Raw genomic sequence first — 17,793 nt, 5'->3', positions numbered from 1 at the left:
GAGGCTACCATGTCACGCACAAGCCTGACTTTGTTCGATTCCGCACTGATCGGCCCCGCCGTCGTCGATGCGTTCAAAAAACTCGACCCCCGCACGCAGTGGCGCAGCCCCGTGATGTTCGTCGTCTACGTGGGCAGCATCATCACGACCCTGCTGGCCATCCAGGCTCTGAACGGCCAGGGTGAAGCGCCATTCGGCTTCATCGTCGCCGTCGCCGTGTGGTTGTGGTTTACCGTGCTGTTCGCGAACTTCGCCGAAGCGCTGGCCGAAGGCCGCAGCAAGGCGCAGGCGGCATCCCTGCGCGCCCTCAAGCAAACGGTGATGGCAAAGAAAATGCAAACGCCGAAGTACGGCACTTCCTGGCTGCCCACGCCGGCCACCGACCTGCGCAAGGGCATGACGGTGCTGGTCGAGGCGGGCGACGTGATTCCCGCCGACGGCGAAGTGACGGCCGGCGTGGCCTCTGTCGACGAAAGCGCCATCACGGGTGAATCGGCGCCCGTCATCCGCGAATCGGGCGGCGACTTTTCCGCCGTGACGGGCGGCACCCGCGTGCTGTCGGACTGGCTGCTGGTGCGCGTTTCCGTCAATCCGGGCGAAGCCTTCATCGACCGCATGATCGCCATGGTCGAAGGCGCCAAGCGCCAGAAAACGCCGAATGAGATCGCCCTGACGATTTTGCTCGTCGCCCTGTCGATCGTCTTCCTGATCGTCACCGTGACCTTGCTGCCGTATTCGCTGTTTTCCGTGGCGGCGGCCGGCAGTGGCACGCCGGTGACCATCACCGTGCTGATCGCGTTGCTGGTGTGCCTGATCCCGACCACCATCGGCGGTCTGTTGTCCGCCATCGGCGTAGCTGGCATGAGTCGCATGATGCAGGCCAATGTGATCGCCACCTCGGGCCGCGCCGTGGAAGCCGCCGGCGACGTGGACGTGCTGCTGCTGGATAAAACGGGCACCATCACCCTGGGCAATCGCCAGGCGTCGAGTTTTGTGCCGGCGCCCGGCGTAACGGAGCAGCAGCTGGCCGATGCGGCGCAACTGGCCTCCCTGGCCGATGAAACGCCGGAAGGGCGTAGCATCGTCGTGCTGGCCAAGCAGAAGTTCAATATCCGCGAACGCGAGATGGCCAGCCTGCACGCCACCTTCGTGCCGTTCACGGCCCAAACGCGCATGAGCGGCGTGGACATTCCCGGCGAACAGCAGGTGCGCCAGCTGCGCAAGGGCGCGGCCGATTCCATGAAAAAATATGTGGAAGCGCTGGGCCAGCCGTATCCGGCCGAGGTGGGGCGCGCCGTCGACGACATCGCGCGCCGCGGCAGCACGCCGCTGGTGGTGGTCGACGATGGCCGTGTCATGGGTGCCGTGGAATTGAAGGATATCGTCAAGGGCGGCATCAAGGAGCGTTTCGCGGAATTGCGCCGCATGGGCATCAAGACCGTCATGATCACGGGTGATAACAAGCTGACGGCGGCGGCCATCGCCGCCGAAGCGGGCGTGGACGATTTCCTCGCCGAAGCGACGCCGGAAGACAAGCTGAAACTCATTCGCAGCTACCAGTCCGAAGGCCGCCTCGTCGCGATGACGGGCGACGGCACCAACGACGCACCCGCGCTGGCGCAGGCCGACGTGGCCGTGGCCATGAATTCGGGCACCCAGGCGGCAAAGGAGGCGGGCAATATGGTCGACCTGGATTCGAACCCGACCAAGCTGCTGGAAATCGTTGAAATCGGCAAGCAGATGCTGATGACGCGCGGATCGCTGACGACGTTCTCGATCTCGAACGACATCGCCAAGTACTTCGCCATCATCCCGGCCGCTTTCGTGGGCACCTATCCGCAATTGAAGGCGCTGGACATCATGCACCTGGCCAGCCCTGCGTCGGCCATCATGTCGGCCGTGATCTTCAATGCCTTGATCATCGTCGTGCTGATTCCATTGGCGCTGAAAGGCGTGCAGTACCGCGCCATCGGTGCGGCCAGCCTGTTGCGCCGCAACCTGCTGATCTACGGCCTGGGCGGCATCGTCCTGCCCTTCATCGGCATCAAGCTGATCGACATGCTGCTGTCCGCCCTCAATTTAGTCTAAAGGAACCATCATGAGCACTATCGTACGTCCCGCCCTGGTCCTGTTTGCCGCGCTGACCGTGATCTGCGGCGTCGTCTATCCGTTTGCCACGGCCGGTATCGGGCAGCTCGCTTTCAACGATGAAGTCAACGGCAGCATCGTCGAGCGAGGTGGCAAGCCTGTCGGCTCGATGCTGATCGGCCAGTCCTTCACCTCGCCCAAGTATTTCTGGGGCCGTCCATCGGCCACCGCGCCGATGGCGAACAACGGCGCCGGCTCGGGCGGCTCGAACCAGGGGCCGAGCAACCCGGCCCTGGTGGACGCCGTCAAGGCGCGCATCGCCGCCCTGCAGGCAGCCGATCCGGGCAATCGCAACCCGATCCCTGTCGACCTGGTGACGGCGTCGAGCAGTGGCCTGGATCCGGAAATCAGCCTGGCAGGCGCCCTGTACCAGGCGCTGCGCGTGGCCCGCGTGCGCGCCGTGCCGCTGGCGCAGGTGGAAAACGCCATCGCCAAGGTGCAGAAAACCGCGTATATCGGCTTTTTCGGCGAACCGCGGGTCAATGTGCTGGAACTGAATCTGGCGCTGGATGCGGCCGCGAAGTAAGATGATGCAGGGGCAGAGCCGCCGGTTTTGCCCCTGGTTTTGACATTAAAAGATGCCCATGCTCCCCAACGACAGCCAACGCCCCGACCCTGATGCCCTGCTGGCGCAAGTGCAGGCGCAGGAAAAGAAAGCCGCGCGCGGCCGGCTGCGCATTTACTTTGGCGCCTCGGCCGGCGTCGGCAAGACCTATGCGATGCTGGCCGCCGCCCGCAAATTGCTGGCCGATGGCCAGGACTTGCTGGTGGGCGTGGTGGAGACGCATGGGCGCCAGGATACGGCGGCCCAGCTTGACGGCTTGCCCGTGCTGCCCCTGAAGGCCATCGAATACCGGGGCAAGACCTTGTTCGAGTTCGACTTGGACGAAGCGCTGCGGTGCGCGCCGGCGCTGATACTGATGGATGAACTGGCCCATTCGAACGTGGCCGGTTCGCGCCATCCGAAGCGCTGGCAGGATGTCGAGGAATTGCTGGCGGCCGGCATCGACGTGCTGTCGACCGTCAACGTGCAGCACCTGGAAAGCCTGAACGACGTGGTGGGCGGGATCACGGGCGTGCGCGTGGCCGAAACCCTGCCCGACACGGTGTTCGACCGCGCCGATGAAGTGGTGCTGGTCGATATCCCCGCCGATGAATTGCTGCACCGCCTGAAACAGGGCAAGGTGTATCAGCCGCAGCAGGCCGAGCGGGCGTCCCAGCATTTTTTCCGCAAGGGTAATTTGATCGCCCTGCGCGAATTGGCCTTGCGCCGTACGGCGGACCGGGTGCAGGACGACGTGCAGGCTTACCGCGTCGAAAAATCCATCAATCCCGTGTGGAAGACGGGCGCCGCGCTGCTGGCCTGCGTGGGGCCGCACGCGGGGGGCGAGCACGTGATCCGCAGCACGGCACGTCTGGCCAGCCAGCTGAATGCGGAATGGCATGCGCTATACGTGGAAACGCCCCGTTTGCAGCGCCTGCCGGCGGGCCAGCGCGAGCGCATCCTGAAAACCCTGAAACTGGCGCAGGACCTGGGCGCGCGCACGGCCGTCAATCCGTCCGCCGACATCGCCGGCGCCGTGGTCGAGTATGCACGTAGCGCGAATATCTCGAAAGTCATCGTCGGGCGTGGCCGCGCCGGCGCGCTGGCGCGCCTGTGGCATGCGCCGCCGGCCGCGCGCATGGCAAGCCTGGCACCCGATATCGATTTGATCGAGGTGGGCTTGCCGCCCGCCGATGCGGCGCCCCGTCGCGCTGCTGGCGACGATGCCGAGGCGCCGCGCCGGCCGTCGCGCCATTGGCGCTACATCCTGGCCGCTGGCGCCAGCCTGGCCACGGCCCTCGCCTCGGTCCCCCTGCAACCCTATCTGGACCTGGCCAATATCGCCATGCTGTCCTTGCTGACGGTGGTGCTGGTGGCCGTGCGCCTGGGGCGCGGGCCGGCGGCGCTGGCCAGCCTGGTGGGCGTGGCTTGCTTCGATTTCGTCTTCGTGCCGCCGCGTTTTTCGTTTGCCGTGGGCGATTTCCAGTATGTGATCACCTTTGGCGTGATGCTGGCCGTGGGACTGATCACGGGCCACCTGACGGCAGGCCTGCGTTTCCAGGCGCGCGTGGCCTCGCACCGCGAAGCGCGCGCCCGCGCCCTGTACGAATTCTCACGCGAGCTGTCCGGCGTGCTGCAGACAGAGCAGATTTTCGACATCACGAAAAGCGCCATCGAACGCGCTTTCCGCGCGCGCGCCACCTTGCTTTTACCTGATGACGAGGGCAGCTTGCAGACCCCGAACGGCGGCGAGCCGCTCGATATCGGCATCGCGCAGTGGGCCTTCGACCATGCGCAGGCGGCGGGGACAGGCACGGATACCTTGCCCGCTTCGCCCATTTTCTACCTGCCGCTGATCGCGCCCATGCGCACGCGGGGCGTGCTGGCACTGCTGCCGCTCGATGGCACGCACCGCGGGCGCTGGCTGCTGGTGCCGGAACAGCGTCAACACCTTGACACCTTTGCCGCGCTGGCGGCCATCGCCCTCGAGCGCGTGCACTACATCGACGTGGCCCAGGGCGCGCTGCTGCAGATGGAGTCCGAGCGGCTGCGCAATTCGCTGCTGGCGGCCTTGTCGCACGACTTGCGCACGCCGTTGACGTCGCTGGTGGGCCTGGCCGAATCGCTGGCCTTGTCCCGGCCAGCCTTGTCGCCCGCGCAGCTGGACATGGCGCGCTCGCTGCAATCCGAAACCGTGCGCATGAGCGCCCTGGTGGCGAACTTGCTGGACATGGCGCGCATCGAAAGCGGGCAAGTGCGCCTGAACCTGCAATGGCAGGCGCTGGAAGAAGTGGTGGGCAGCGCGCTGCGCGCCAGCGGTCCGCAATTGCAGCAACATGCCGTGCAGACGCAGCTGGCGCCGGACTTGCCGCTGGTGCGCTACGACGCTGTGCTGATCGAGCGCGTGCTGTGCAACCTGCTGGAAAACGCGGCCAAGTACACGCCGCCCGGCAGCACCATCACGGTCGCGGCCGGGGTGCACGGCCAGTTCCTGCAGGTGACAGTGGCCGATGATGGCCCGGGCTTGCCGCCCGGCCGCGAGGAAGCCATCTTTGAAAAATTTACCCGCGGCGAGCGCGAATCGAACAAGCCGGGCGTCGGGCTGGGGCTGGCCATTTGCCGCGCCATCGTCGAAGCCCACGGCGGCACCATCCACGCGCAGCCGCACGCGCCGGGACAGGGCGCCGCCATTGTGTTCAGCCTGCCGCTGGGCACGCCTCCGGCGCCGCCGGAGATCGAGCTCGATGACGCCAACGACCATGAAACAGGAAAACCAACATGAACGAACCTTCCGCCACCGCCCTGCTGGTCGAGGATGAACCGCAAATCCGCCGCTTCGTGCGCGCCGCGCTGGAGGACGAGGGCTGGCAGATTTTCGAATCGGCCACCATGCAGCGGGGCTTGATCGATGCCGGCACGCGCCGGCCCGACCTGATCGTGCTGGACCTTGGGCTGCCGGATGGCGACGGCATCGATTTCATCGCCGACATCCGCAAATGGTCGGCCGTGCCCATCATCGTGCTGTCGGCGCGGATCGACGAGCAGGACAAGATCCGCGCGCTCGACGCGGGCGCCGACGACTACCTGACCAAGCCGTTCGGCGTGGGCGAACTGCTGGCCCGCGTGCGCGCCACCCTGCGCCGCCAGCGCCAACCCGCCGCCAGCGACGATGGCGTGGTGCAGTTCGGCGACGTGCGCGTCGACCTGAAGGACCGCCTGGTGACGCGCAACAAGCAGCTGGTGCACATGACGCCGACGGAATTCCGCCTGCTGTCGGTGCTGGTGAAAAACGCGGGCAGGGTGGTCACCAATCCGCAGCTGTTGCGCGAAGTATGGGGGCCGTCGAACAGCGAAAACGGCCACTATCTGCGCATCTACATGGGCCATCTGCGCCAGAAGCTGGAAGCCGATCCGACCCAGCCGCAGTACCTGCTGACGGAAACTGCCGTCGGCTACCGGTTGCTGCTGCCGCTCTAACACCTGTTATTTCCCTGTTTGAAAACAGGCGCCGCGCGCGTCAGGGGGACGCTTTACCCATTTTTTTGCAGCGGCGGGCCAGCTGCGCCATGTTGGCAAAGGCCCATACCACCCATGAAGAAGAAAAAACCATGAATAAAATGCTACTGGCACTTGCCCTAGCCACCCCCTTCACCGCCTTGACGGGCAGCCTGGCCCACGCGGATGAGGTCAAGCCCGACAATGAAGTCAGTTTCAATGTGGCCGGCGTGTCCGATTACCGCTATCGCGGCATCTCGCAGACGCGTTTGAAACCGGCGCTGCAGGGCGGCGTCGATTACGTCAACAACCCGACGGGCCTGTATGCGGGCGCCTGGGCCTCGACCATCAAGTGGACCAAGGACGCGGGCGGCAGCGGCGACGTGGAAGTGGACCTGTATGCGGGCAAGCGCGGCCAGTTGACCGGTGATATCGGCTATGACGTGGGCGTGCTCGCCTACGTGTATGCGGACAACGGCTTGAAGAATATCGGCCTGGCCAACGCGGACACGCAGGAAGTCTACGGCCAGCTGTCGTATGGTCCCGCCTACGTCAAATATTCGCACGCCGTCTCCAACCTGTTCGGCATCGTCAACAGCAAGAACAGCGGCTACCTGGACATCGGCGCGACCATCGACCTGACGAACGGCTGGACCGGCAACCTGCATGCGGGCCACCAGAAGGTCAGGAACAACGACGCGTCGAGCTATACGGACTGGAAAGTGGGCGTCACGCGCGACTTCGGCTTTGTTTCGGGCGCGCTGGCCGTGATCGGCACGAACGCGGGCAAGTCGGCCTATGCCTCGCCCGTGAATGGCAAATTCATGGGCAAGACGGCGCTGCAGCTGACGGTCAGCAAGACGTTTTAATGGACTGAGTTGACTGAAAGGAGAGGCGGCGCATGCGCCGCCTTTTTTGCGTACTTACGCTGGCAGGTTGAAAACGGCGCAGTACAGCTGCCCCAGTCCCACCACGCGGGCGGAGGGAATCTGCGCGGCCAGGGCATGGGCGGGAGCCGCTTGCGTGTCCGTTGCCAGCAAGACGCGCAAGCCTGGATTGACGCTGCGCGCGTGTGCGATGCGGCGCGCCAGGCCCGCCTGCGCGGCGGCGTCGACGACGCCGTCGAGCGGCACCACCAGCACGCGCGCGGCGATCAGGGCCGAACGGCTGCCCATGGAGTCGCGGCCTTCGCTGTCGATGACGATGTCGTGGTAGCAGTGCACCAGGTGCTCGAGCTCCGGCTGCAAGCCCTTGGCGCTGATGGCGCGCGCCATCAGGTGCGGCCGGGTCAGACTGCCGTGCATGGCGCCGTCGTGCAGGTTCCTGGCTTGCGCCATGGCGCCCTGGCGCGGATCGGCATCGAGCAGCAATACCTTGCGTCCGGCCAGCGCGCGCGAGGCGGCCAGCCGTCCGGCCAGGATGGATTTCTCCATGCCCCCGCGTTCATCCGTGATGGCGATGATCATCTTGGCGCACGGCTGGCATGATATTGGCGGGGGAAACCAGCTGCAGCAGACAGCCTTCGCGCGGCGCATCCCTGTCGCAGGCGGTCCATGCGGGCAGTTCCATCAGGGGTTCGAGCGCCGCGGCCAGGGCGGCCTGGCCGGCGGCGGACATGGGCGTCATCGGCAGGCGCAATGCGTCGCGCACCTTGCCTTGCATGGTCAGCGCCGCTTTGACGGGAGCGGGATTGGGTTCGGCAAACAGCAGGCGGATGACGGGCAGCATGGTCTTGAACAGGGCACCGGCGGCGCCGTGGCGGCCCTGCTTGACCAGATGATATAGCTGCGCATACAGATCGGGACGGACCTGGGCGGCGGCCGACATGGCGCCGTGGCCGCCCATGGACAGGCTGGCCAGCAGCAGCGCATCGTCGCCGCACAGGACGTCCAGGCGCGTGTCGAGCAGCAGTTCGCCCAGCTGCTGCAGCTTGCCGCCCGCTTCCTTGATGGCGACGAAGTGCGAGTCGCGCGCCAGCAGCGCGGCGGTCTGCGGTTCGATGTTGACGCCCGTGCGCGCCGGCACGTTGTACAGCACGATGGATTGGTCGGTGGCGGCGGCGATGGCCTGGAAGTGGCGCACGATGCCGTCCTGGGAAGGGCGCACATAGGCGGGAGCGGAGACCAGCAGGCCGGCCAGCGGATGGTCGTTGTAGCGCTGCACCGTGCCGACGACGGTGCGCGTATCGCTGCCGCCGATGCCCATCACGACGGGGAAACGGGGGCCGACGGCTTCGAGCACGCTGTCGAGCAGCATGGTCTGTTCCGCGGCGCTCAGCATGGCCGCTTCGCCCGTGGTGCCGCACACCACCAGGCCATCGATGCCGCTGGCGGCCAGTTCGCACGCCAGTTGCTGGGCGGCGTCGAAGTCGATGTCGCCATCGACATCAAGGAATGGCGTGACCATCGGCACCCAGATACCCTGGAAGTGCGCGGTGATGCGCATGGATGACATCGCGTGTTCGCAGGCATACTGGTTCATAGCGATTTCCCCTGGCTGATGCGGCCAAATTCTGCCGCCGGCAGCAGGCGCATGACGGCATCCATGGTCAGGCGCAGGGCCGGTTCCGTCACGCACAGCCAGACTTTCATGCGCTCGGCGTGGTCGACTGCCTCGACGCGCATGAATGACAGCATGCCGCCGCAGGTTCGCACGACCAGCTGGCGCAGCTCGGCCAGACAGGCTTTGTCGACCGTGATATGCATGAGAAAGGTGGGCAGGCGGGGATGGCGGTGGGGCAGGGCTTGATGCGCTTGATGCGTTTGCAGGCGTGAATGGGGTTCCATGGTGGCTTTGCAGCGGTGGTTGAGGTACGTTCAAGATTAGCAGCGGGGGCGTAAAGATTCTCTAAAAAGCGGGGCCGCCAGCGTAAACGGACTGTATGCATCGGACGTGGACGTGTTGCGTGGATGCCCCGCGCGTGGGCTTTTGTTACAAAATTGAATCGTGCTTTCCGGGGCAGGGGTTTATATTGAAAACGTCTCCGCTTTCAGTCAGCCCCGCCATGTCAGACGAAAAAGATCCCCAGCTTCCCCCTTCCACCGATCCCGCGGCGCCAGCGCCAGCTTCGGCGCGGCCCGACCGGGTAGGCAGGGCGCCCGATGATGAGCACCGCGCGCGCGATGCCGCACCCCGCTATCTGAAGGACAACGACACGCCGCTGGCGCTGGCATGGCGGGTGATCTCGTCGCGCTACCGCTCCATGCGCGACAAGGCCAGCCGCGATTTCATGCGGCGTACTTTGCGCATCGGTATCTCGGCGCGCATTTTTCACCCCGAACCGGGCGCCACTGGCCTGCGCAGCAAGAACCTGCAATACCTGGAAGAGTCGATCGCCCAGTGGGTCATGTCGCGCGACGTGCTGGTGTTCATGATCCCGACCGTCAATACCAGCGGCCAGCTCCACCCGAGCAACATCACCTTGCGCCACTATGCGCGCCACCTGGACGGCCTGGTGCTGCAGGGCGGCGCCGACGTTTCGCCGCAGACGTATTCGGAGGCGGCCACGCGGCCCGAATGGAGCGGCGACCGCGCGCGCGACCTGTACGAACTGGAACTGCTGCACGAATTCGTCGATGCGGGCAAGCCCGTGCTGGGCATCTGCCGCGGCTGCCAACTGATCAATGTGGGCTTTGGCGGCACCCTGTACCAGGACATCGCCTCGGATGTGGAAGGCGCCACCTCGCACGTCAACGACCTGTATGACCGCCACCGCCACAGCATCGTCTTCCCGAAAGGCTCGTCGCTGGCGGGGTTGTTCCCGAAGACGGGCGAGGCACTCGTCAATTCCATCCACCATCAGTCGGTCAAGGACCTGGGGCGCGACATCACGGTGGAAGCGTATTCGCAAGGGGACAATATCGTCGAAGCCATCCGCTACCAGCGGGCGCGCTTCGTCATGGGCCTGCAGTGGCACCCGGAATTCCATTCGGCGGGCGGCGTCGAACTGCTCGATTGCACACCCATCCTCGATAACTTTTTGCGCGCGGCGCGGGAGACGCGGTTTTGAGTACGCACCTGATGCGCCGGCGCATTGTGCTGGCCGGCCTGCTGGCGCTGCCCCTGGCTGGCTTGCGCGCGGCGCCGCGTCCGCATGAAGGCGCGCTGCCGTTTGCGCTGACGTCCGCCGCGCGCGCCCGCACGCTCAAGGCGCGGGTGGTGCCGGCCATTGCGGAACAGGTGGTCAAGGCGGCGCGCAAGGATGCGGCGCGCCCCGTGCACCTGATGGCCGAAGTGCGCACGGGCGGCTTGCTGAAGGGCGAGGGCGGACGCGAGACCAGCCAGCAGGCGCAGGAAGACTGGCGCCAGGCGCGCCTGCAGGCGCTGGCCTGGAGACTATCGGGCGAGATGGCGCATTTCGAGGCGGCGCGCCAGCTGCTGCTGGCCTGGAGCGGCGCCTACCAGCCGTCGTTCAGTCCCGTCGACGAGACGGAGCTGGCCAGCCTCCTGATGGGCTTTGACCTGGTGCAGGAACGCTTGAACGGCGTCGAGCGCGAACAGGTGCAGGCGTTTTGCCGCACCCTGGCGCACGGATATCTGAGTGACCCCATCAAGGTGGGCGGCCCGTCCACGGCGCGCAACAACTGGCATAGCCACCGCATCAAGATCGGCACGGCCGCCGCGTATGTCACGGGCGACGCCTTGCTGATCGCGCGGGCGAAGGAACGCTTGCTGGCGCACGTGCCGCGCAATATCGGCGTCGGCGGCGTACCCTTCGACTTCGAGCAGCGCGATGCCCTGCATTACACCACCTACAGCCTGGAGCCGTTGCTGACGACCGCCCTGATGGCGCAGGCGCATGGCGATGACTGGTATGGCGCGCCGGAAGCGCGGCGCCTGGCCGAGGCGCTGGCCTGGCTGGCGCCGTACGCGCAGGGGAGAAAGACGCACGAGGAGTTCGCCAAGAGCGCCGTGCCCTTCGACCGCAAGCGCGTGGCGGCCGGCGAAAAAGGCTTTACGGGGAATTGGGAGCCGAAGGGCGCCGCCAATGTGTATCTGCTGGCGGCGCGCTTCGATCCCGCTTACCTGCCGCTGGCGCTGGAATTGCACCCGCCAGCCTGGGCGCTGGCGCTGTATGGGAGCTGATTAAAACTTCGTGCGCACGGTGAACATCACATTGCGCGGTTCACCGTAAAAGCCCGTCTGGAACAGGCCGAGGCCCGTGAAGTATTTCTTGTCCAGCAGGTTGTTCACATTGACGCTGGCCGTGACGTTCCTGCTGATTTCGTAGCGCGCCATCAGGTTGAGCAGCGCGTAGCCGCCCTGCTTGATGCGTGAATTGTCCTCGATGGCGGGGTTCCAGATATTGCCGTCGTAGCTGCTTTGCCAGTTGATGCCGCCACCGACGGTCAGCTTGTCCAGGCTGGCCGGCAGGCGCCACGTGCCTTGCACGCGCACCAGGTGGGCAGGCTGCGTCGTTTTCAACATGGTAGAAAAGACATCCTTGCCATCCGCATCGCGCACGTGGGTGTAGGTGTAGCCGGCGCTCAGCCTCACATCCTTGGCCACTTCGCCCGTCACTTCCATTTCCACGCCACGACTGGTGACGCCGTCGATGGCTTTATACATTATCTCACCGTTGACTTCGCCCACAGGGCTGGCCACGTTGCTTTGACGGATCTGGAACAGGGACGCGCTGGCATTGACCTTGCCATCGAGGTACTCTGCCTTCACACCCGCTTCCACACCCTTGCCGCGCACGGGCGACAGGAAGTTGCGGTTGATGTCGCGGCTGCTTTGCGGCGCGAAGATGCTCGTGTAGCTGCCGAACACGGAATACGTCTTGTCGAGGTCATACACGACGCCCGCATACGGCGTGATGACCTTGTTTTCCTCGATGCGCGAGGTGATGCGCGCGGTGCCGGCGTCGAAGAAAGTGCGGTCCTGCTCCTGCTTGTAATCGCTGACGCGTGCGCCGAGAATCACCGACAGCGCGTCAAGCGGATGCAGGCGCACGGCGCCATACAGGCCGCTCTGGCGCGTGCTATCGTTGTCGTTGCCCAGGCGCTTGAACGCCAGTTCCGCGTACTGGCCGCGCCAGTCGAAATAACTGCCTTCGACGGGCGGGTAGACCGAATCATAGACGGGACCATCCTGCTTCGCCGTCGAACTGGAATAACCGATCATCGCTTCATGCTGGCGGCCAAACGCGGTAAACGGGCCGCTGGCGTCGACGTTGACGGTGGTCTGGCGGCGGTCGCCCTTGTATTTGCCCATGAAGAAAAACGCGCCTGCGCCCGTGGCGGGGTCGGGATTGCCGCCGCTGGCCGAACCGAGCACGCTGTCATGCTTGCTGCGCAACTGATTGGCGCTCAATTTCACTTTCCACGCGTTGGCGAAGCTGTGTTCCAGCGACGTAAATAGGGTGGTGTTCTGCATGTCGCGGCGGCTCCAGTCCGTGGCCGGGTTCCACGAGGTGGGGAAATCCGTGCGGGTGCCGTCGGACAGCAGGACGGGGAAACCGGTCCAGGTCGACCCGCGCGGCTTGTAATCCTGGTGCGTGAAGCCGGTCGTGAGCAGGGTGACGGGTGTCAGGTCCGCCTCGATGATGCCGTAGGCGACGGATTTCTGCTGCGTGTAGCGATCCAGGTAGGAGTGCTTGTCCTGGTAGGCGCCCACCAGGCGGCCGCGCACCGTGCGGCTGGCATTGAGCGGGCCGGAGACATCGGCTTCACCGCGGTAGTTGTCCCACGATCCCGCGCCCAGGGTCGCCGAACCCTCAAAGCTGGCGGTGGGGCGCTTGCGCACCATGTTGACGGTGGCCGACGGGTCGCCCGAACCGCTCATCAGGCCCGTCGCGCCTTTCAGCACTTCGATGCGGTCATAGATGGCCATGTCGCTGTTCGTCGTGCCCCAGTCGTAAACGCCGTCATAGATGGCCGACACGCCGTCGTACTGGAAATTGGTGACGGCAAAGCCGCGCGCCTGGAAGCTCCAGCGGTCGCTGTCGTAATTTTGCACACTCACGCCATTGACGTTCTTCATGACGTCGGAGACGGCGTTGCTGTTCTGGTCATCCATCTGCTGGCGCGTGACGATGGTCAGCGACTGCGGCGTTTCGCGTTGCGTCAACGCCAGTCCCGTGGCGCCGCTGGCGGGGCCGCCCGTATAGCTGTCCGTGCCGCTGGTGGCGGCGCTGCGCTCGGCGGCCGCCACAACGGTGACGCCGCCCATGACGGCCACGCCGCGGCTATCCGCAGTGGAAGCGTTCGCGCTGGTGGCGATCTTTTGCAGCAGGTAGCCGCCGTTCGATTGCGGCACGGCTTGCAGGCCGCTGCCAGCCAGCAGCACGCGGAAACCATCGTGCACGCCATAGCTGCCTTGCAGGCCGGCGCTGCGCAAGCCTTGCGTGGCGTCGCTGGAGAACGACAATAAAATGGCGCTGTCGCTGCCGAAGCGCGTCAGCGCATCGCCCAGCGCGCCGGCGGGGATACTGTAGACGCGCACTTGCTGGCTTTGTGCCTGGGCCAGCGCCGGCAGGGTGAGAGCCATGCCGATCTGCGACAGGGCGCAGGCCAGGACGGTGCGGGTAAGGAGGGAACGCGAAGCGTGGTGCATGGAATAAAACCTTTCGTGGATGCGCAAGATGGAGACTACCTATCTTCCAAGTCACGCGAGCACGCAGAAACAGCTCACTTTGCAGAAAATTTAATTCAGCGGGCCGCCAGTTCGATCCTGACGACTTGATGGCCCCAGAAGCGCGTGACGGTATTGCGCCGCAATTGCAGGCTGGCGCTGACGGCGTCGAGGATGGCGCCGACATCGGCCAGCGGGTAGGAACCGGAGACGCGCAAGCCGGCGATGGCGGGCGTGCAGGCCAGCGGATGCTCGCTGTAGCGCGCCAGCTCGGCGAGGAAATCGGCCAGGCGCATGTCGCGCGCCACCAGCATGCCATCGAGCCAGGCGCCGCCATATGGCGCCAGCGCCTGGCGATGATGGCTGCTGCTGTCGAAATGGGCGCCTTCGCCGGGACGCAGCACCAGGCGCTGGGCGCCGTCGCTGGCCAGTACGGCGACGGCCCCGTCGAGCACGCCGGCGCTGGCATAGTCATCGTGCAGGCGCACGGTGAAGCGCGTGCCCAGTGCCTGCAGGCTGCCATGCGGTGTGGCGACGAAGAAGGGGCGCCGTGCCGCATCCTTGCCGGTGGCAATGAAGATTTCGCCGGCCAGCAGTTCGATGCTGCGCCGCTCGCCGTCGTAAGCGATGTTCACGGCGCTGCTGGTGTTGAGCGTGAGCTGGGTGCCATCGTCCAGGGTCACCACGCGGCGCTGGTTGACTGCCGTGCGGTAATCGGCCATCCAGCCGCGCCATGGGCTGCGGCGCTCAAACGCATACAGCGAGGCACCGCAGGCCAGCAGCAGGGCCAGGGTCTTGACGGCATGGCGGCGCGGCGCATTCGCTTGCACGCAGGCGCGCAGCAGGGTGGCGTGGATGGCGGGCGGCAGGTGTTCATGCTGCGTTTGCAACTGCTGCCACGCCTGCGTGGCGCTGCCGGCCCGCTGCAGGTGGCGTTTCACCGTGGCCAGCGAGATGCCGAGCTGGTGCGCGATGTCTTCCTGCGGCAGCTCGTCGAGCTGGCGTAGTAAAAAAGCCCGTTTCACGGGAGGCGGCAAGCCGTCAAGCATGCGGTCGAGTTCAAACACGGTCGCCAGCAGCAGTGCCCGCTCCTCTGGCGATGGCGCATGCCGGGGCGGCAGTTGCGCCAGCACGTCGAGGTAAGCCTCTTCGAGTTTCTGACGGCGGTAGTGGTTGAACAGCACGCGCTGCGCGACGGTGGCGAGAAAGGCGCGCGGCTCGCGCGCGGCGACGGCGTCTTCGCGGTCGAGCAGGCGCATGAAGGTGTCGTGCGCCACATCGGCCGCGCACGCCGTGCTGCCCAGCTTCTTGCGCAGCCAGCCCTGCAGCCAGCCGTGGTGGTCGGCATACAGTGTCGCGATGTCCTGGCGTTGTAGCGGCTCTGCCAGCGGCATCGCATTCCCCTTGCATGGCCGGCCCGGGTGGGCTGGTGTTTTTAAACAATAATAAGAATCATTCTCACTTATTGTAACAAGCGGTGGTGGCGGCTGTAAACGATGGGGAGATGGGGTGTGGTTTTTTTGGGTTTGACGTTGTTGAATGCTGGGGGCTGACCCGGCAGGTCAGACCCCATGGACGCGACGTTGGCTGGACCGGACAGCGTCAATAGTTCATCGGTTCACCGCGAAAACATCTGATCGCCGAATCGACCATGCCCTCGGCACTGCCCTGCAAGCTGTGCTGCTTGCGCAGGTATTGCGCGTCGCTCCATTGCTTGGCCACGTCCGACAGGTGTTTCAGAGCTGGCGTGCTGCCCAGCGCCTCGGCGTGCGGTTCCATCTTGCGCAGGGTGGTCATGATGTCTTCGCGCAGTGACATCGTTTCGTAGGTTTTCGGATGCGTGATGGCGCCATCGAGGCCGAAGCGGCAAGCCTGGAAGCGGTTGTAGTTATATACGAGATAATCGTCTTCCACCGGCGGGGTTTCGCGGCGTTCGAGCAGGTAACGGCACAGCGCTTGCAGGTAGGCGGCCAGCGCGGCGGCCCGTTCCACCGTCAGCGGCGTGTCGCACACGCGCAGTTCGATGGTGCCGAATTCCGGCTTGGGACGGATATCCCAGTAAAAATCCTTCATGCTCTTGATGATGCCCGTGTTCTCCATCTTGGCGAAATACTCGTTGGAGAACTGGTCCCAGCTCAGCGTAAACGGCGCGCGCCCGCTCATGGGAAACGCGAACACGGAATTGAGGCGGGCCGAATCGAACAGGGTGTCGCGTCCCTGCACGTAGGGCGAGGACGCCGACAGGGCGATGAAGTGGGGGATGTAGCGGTTCAGCGAATGCAGCAGGAACATGGCGTCGTCGCCCGAGGCGCAGCCGATGTGCACGTGCTGGCCGAAGATGGTGAATTGCTTGGCCAGGTAGCCGTACAGTTCCGAAATCTCCTGGAAGCGGGGCTTGGAAAAGATCTTTTGCGACGACCATTGCTGGAACGGGTGCGTGCCGCCGCCCGCGATGCCGATATTGAGCTTGTCGCCGGCCGTGATCAAGGTGTCGCGGATTTCCTGCAGCTGCTCCAGCAGGGGGCCGTGATGCGTGTGCACGCTCGAGTTGATCTCGATCATGCTCTCGGTGATTTCCGGCGTGACGTTGCCGGGGAACGGTTTTTTGTTCAGCAGATGCAGCAGGTCGGGGCTGGCGGCCGTCAAGTCATAGTCCGACAGGTTCACCAGTTGCAGTTCGAGTTCGACGCCGAAGGTCAGCGCGGCCGATTGGCCAAAGGGTTCCAGCGGCATTTAGCGCTCCTTGATTTCGTGGGTTTCTTTGGCCAGCATCAGCACGCGCTGCACCAGCACGGGGCCGACCAGTTCCAGGCCCAGGGTGATGGCGGCCAGGGCGTTCAATTCGTCGCCGAAGTTCACGCCGTGCTGGCGCGCGTGCTCCAGCAGCAGGATGATGAAGACGGAGACGGGCGTCAGCGCCACGCCCGTCAGCACGCCCTTGCGCCAGGAAATACCGCTGACATGCGAGAACGCGGCCACGCCGACGACTTTCGTCAGCAATCGCCCGCCGACGACGGCCAGGGCCAGGCCCGCGCCGGCAGCCACGCTGGCCCATTCCAGGGTCGAGGCGGCATACACGAACAGCAGCACCGTCAGCAGCTCGCCCAGCGCGCCGAAATTGCGCTGCGCCTGGCTGAAGGCGACACGGCGGTGGCGCGCCACCAGGCCGAAGGTGAGGGTGGCCAGCAGCGGCGACAGGCTGGTAGTGTAGGTGAGGGCGACGAGCAGCATCACCGACAGCGCGAAGGCGACGGTGGCATCCTGCGCCATATTGCCCAGGCGGCGCAGCATGGCCGGCACGACGATGCCGAAGACGGTACCGGCGGCCACCGAGGCGGCCAGCACGGCGGCGCTGCTGCTGCTGGCTTCGATCAGGTCGGTGGAACTCTGGAACATCCAGAAGCCGACGATGATGTTGAACGTGAAGACGGCCAGCACGCAATTGAGGGCGGTGAGGTGGACGATGCGTTCCGTGACCTGGCCCGAACTGCGCTCCTCGTTGATGACGCGCATGATGGTGGCCGGCGAGGTGGACATGGCGAGTGATGCCAGCAGCAGCGCTGTCATTGAGGTGCTGCCGAATTCGATGCCGATGAAGTAGACGACGGCAAAGGTCAGCAAGGATTCGACCAGGCCCGTGACGGCGATCCACGGATTGTTCTTCAGCCAGCGCAGGTTGATGCGGTAGCCCACCTCGAACAGGATCAGGCCGAAGGCCACGTCGGCCAGCACCAGCATGGGGCCGGCGTCCGTCTGCGGCAGGATGCCCACCTGGGTTTGGGCGAGGACGAAACCGATCACGCCGTAAAAACTGATGCGCGGCAGGCCAGTCCAGCGGTGGCCGAATTCGCCCACCACCCAGGCCAGGGTGATGGCGAACGGCCAGGACAGGTCGGCGGCGATCGAGATCAGACTTTGCATGCTCATTCCTTTGAAAATGGCGCTGGCACCGGCCGGCAGCACGGGGGCTGGCGCGGCAATGTCATGGTGCAGCGATGGTGCATGGTTTGCGCAGAGCGATGCGCCGATTC

General features: G+C 65.2%; 14 protein-coding genes and 1 pseudogene. 7 read left to right on the top strand and 8 right to left on the bottom strand.

Features of this window, described 5'->3' with window-relative positions; translation table 11 throughout:
* Window positions 1-9: 9 nt before the first annotated feature.
* From kdpB to O0879_RS15895, 5 genes are all read left to right on the top strand, one after another.
* Entirely contained in the window at window positions 10-2,088 is a 2,079-nt protein-coding gene (gene kdpB / locus O0879_RS15915) for a potassium-transporting ATPase subunit KdpB (protein ID WP_251350246.1), read from the top strand.
* A gap of 10 nt (window positions 2,089-2,098) precedes the next feature.
* Complete coding sequence (kdpC, locus tag O0879_RS15910) at window positions 2,099-2,674, top strand: potassium-transporting ATPase subunit KdpC (RefSeq protein WP_289917352.1); 576 nt, start codon at window positions 2,099-2,101, stop codon at window positions 2,672-2,674.
* A gap of 58 nt (window positions 2,675-2,732) precedes the next feature.
* The gene (locus tag O0879_RS15905) at window positions 2,733-5,474 is read left to right on the top strand and encodes a DUF4118 domain-containing protein (RefSeq protein WP_289917350.1); all 2,742 of its coding nucleotides are present in this window, start codon (window positions 2,733-2,735) and stop codon (window positions 5,472-5,474) included.
* Window positions 5,471-6,169 carry a two-component system response regulator KdpE gene (kdpE, locus tag O0879_RS15900; protein WP_289917347.1) on the top strand — a complete coding sequence of 233 codons (699 nt, stop codon included), beginning with the start codon at window positions 5,471-5,473 and terminating at the stop codon, window positions 6,167-6,169. Before O0879_RS15905 ends, kdpE begins: the two co-directional genes overlap by 4 nt.
* A gap of 131 nt (window positions 6,170-6,300) precedes the next feature.
* Window positions 6,301-7,056, top strand: a complete 756-nt coding sequence (locus tag O0879_RS15895; RefSeq protein ID WP_099668363.1) for a TorF family putative porin — start codon at window positions 6,301-6,303, stop codon at window positions 7,054-7,056.
* A gap of 54 nt (window positions 7,057-7,110) precedes the next feature.
* Here O0879_RS15895 and O0879_RS15890 read toward each other — a convergent pair whose 3' ends face one another.
* From O0879_RS15890 to O0879_RS15880, 3 genes are read right to left on the bottom strand one after another with little or no spacing between them, the layout of a single operon-like run.
* Window positions 7,111-7,620, bottom strand: coding sequence for a cobyrinic acid ac-diamide synthase (locus O0879_RS15890; protein WP_289917344.1), 510 nt, complete (start codon window positions 7,618-7,620; stop codon window positions 7,111-7,113).
* Window positions 7,621-7,630: 10 nt separating this feature from the next.
* On the bottom strand, window positions 7,631-8,668 hold the full coding sequence (dapA, locus tag O0879_RS15885; protein WP_289917342.1) for a 4-hydroxy-tetrahydrodipicolinate synthase: 1,038 nt from the start codon (window positions 8,666-8,668) through the stop codon (window positions 7,631-7,633).
* Window positions 8,665-8,973, bottom strand: coding sequence for a hypothetical protein (locus tag O0879_RS15880; RefSeq protein WP_233515995.1), 309 nt, complete (start codon window positions 8,971-8,973; stop codon window positions 8,665-8,667). The genes dapA and O0879_RS15880 overlap by 4 nt, the downstream gene beginning before the upstream one ends.
* Before the next feature lie 218 nt (window positions 8,974-9,191).
* Here O0879_RS15880 and O0879_RS15875 point away from each other — a divergent pair, with 218 nt between their 5' ends.
* Complete coding sequence (locus O0879_RS15875) at window positions 9,192-10,196, top strand: type 1 glutamine amidotransferase (RefSeq protein ID WP_289917341.1); 1,005 nt, start codon at window positions 9,192-9,194, stop codon at window positions 10,194-10,196.
* Complete coding sequence (locus tag O0879_RS15870; protein ID WP_289917339.1) at window positions 10,193-11,272, top strand: alginate lyase family protein; 1,080 nt, start codon at window positions 10,193-10,195, stop codon at window positions 11,270-11,272. The genes O0879_RS15875 and O0879_RS15870 overlap by 4 nt, the downstream gene beginning before the upstream one ends.
* Here the strand turns inward: O0879_RS15870 and O0879_RS15865 are convergent, their stop codons facing one another.
* The 5 genes and pseudogenes from O0879_RS15865 to O0879_RS15845 form a co-directional block, all read right to left on the bottom strand.
* Window positions 11,273-13,744, bottom strand: coding sequence for a TonB-dependent receptor (locus tag O0879_RS15865; protein ID WP_289917337.1), 2,472 nt, complete (start codon window positions 13,742-13,744; stop codon window positions 11,273-11,275).
* A 95-nt stretch (window positions 13,745-13,839) separates the two neighbouring features.
* Complete coding sequence (locus O0879_RS15860; protein ID WP_289917888.1) at window positions 13,840-14,484, bottom strand: FecR domain-containing protein; 645 nt, start codon at window positions 14,482-14,484, stop codon at window positions 13,840-13,842.
* A 189-nt stretch (window positions 14,485-14,673) separates the two neighbouring features.
* A pseudogene (locus O0879_RS15855) lies at window positions 14,674-15,156 on the bottom strand (sigma-70 family RNA polymerase sigma factor); the annotation flags it as partial.
* Window positions 15,157-15,364: 208 nt separating this feature from the next.
* The gene (locus O0879_RS15850; RefSeq protein ID WP_034780287.1) at window positions 15,365-16,495 is read right to left on the bottom strand and encodes a YbdK family carboxylate-amine ligase; all 1,131 of its coding nucleotides are present in this window, start codon (window positions 16,493-16,495) and stop codon (window positions 15,365-15,367) included.
* On the bottom strand, window positions 16,496-17,683 hold the full coding sequence (locus tag O0879_RS15845; protein WP_034780723.1) for a cation:proton antiporter: 1,188 nt from the start codon (window positions 17,681-17,683) through the stop codon (window positions 16,496-16,498).
* Between the last annotated feature and the right edge of the window lie 110 nt (window positions 17,684-17,793).

The organism is Janthinobacterium sp. SUN120 (assembly GCF_030397735.1).
Classification (GTDB): domain Bacteria; phylum Pseudomonadota; class Gammaproteobacteria; order Burkholderiales; family Burkholderiaceae_D; genus Janthinobacterium; species Janthinobacterium kumbetense.
This window is presented reverse-complemented; position numbering and strand designations above follow the sequence as displayed.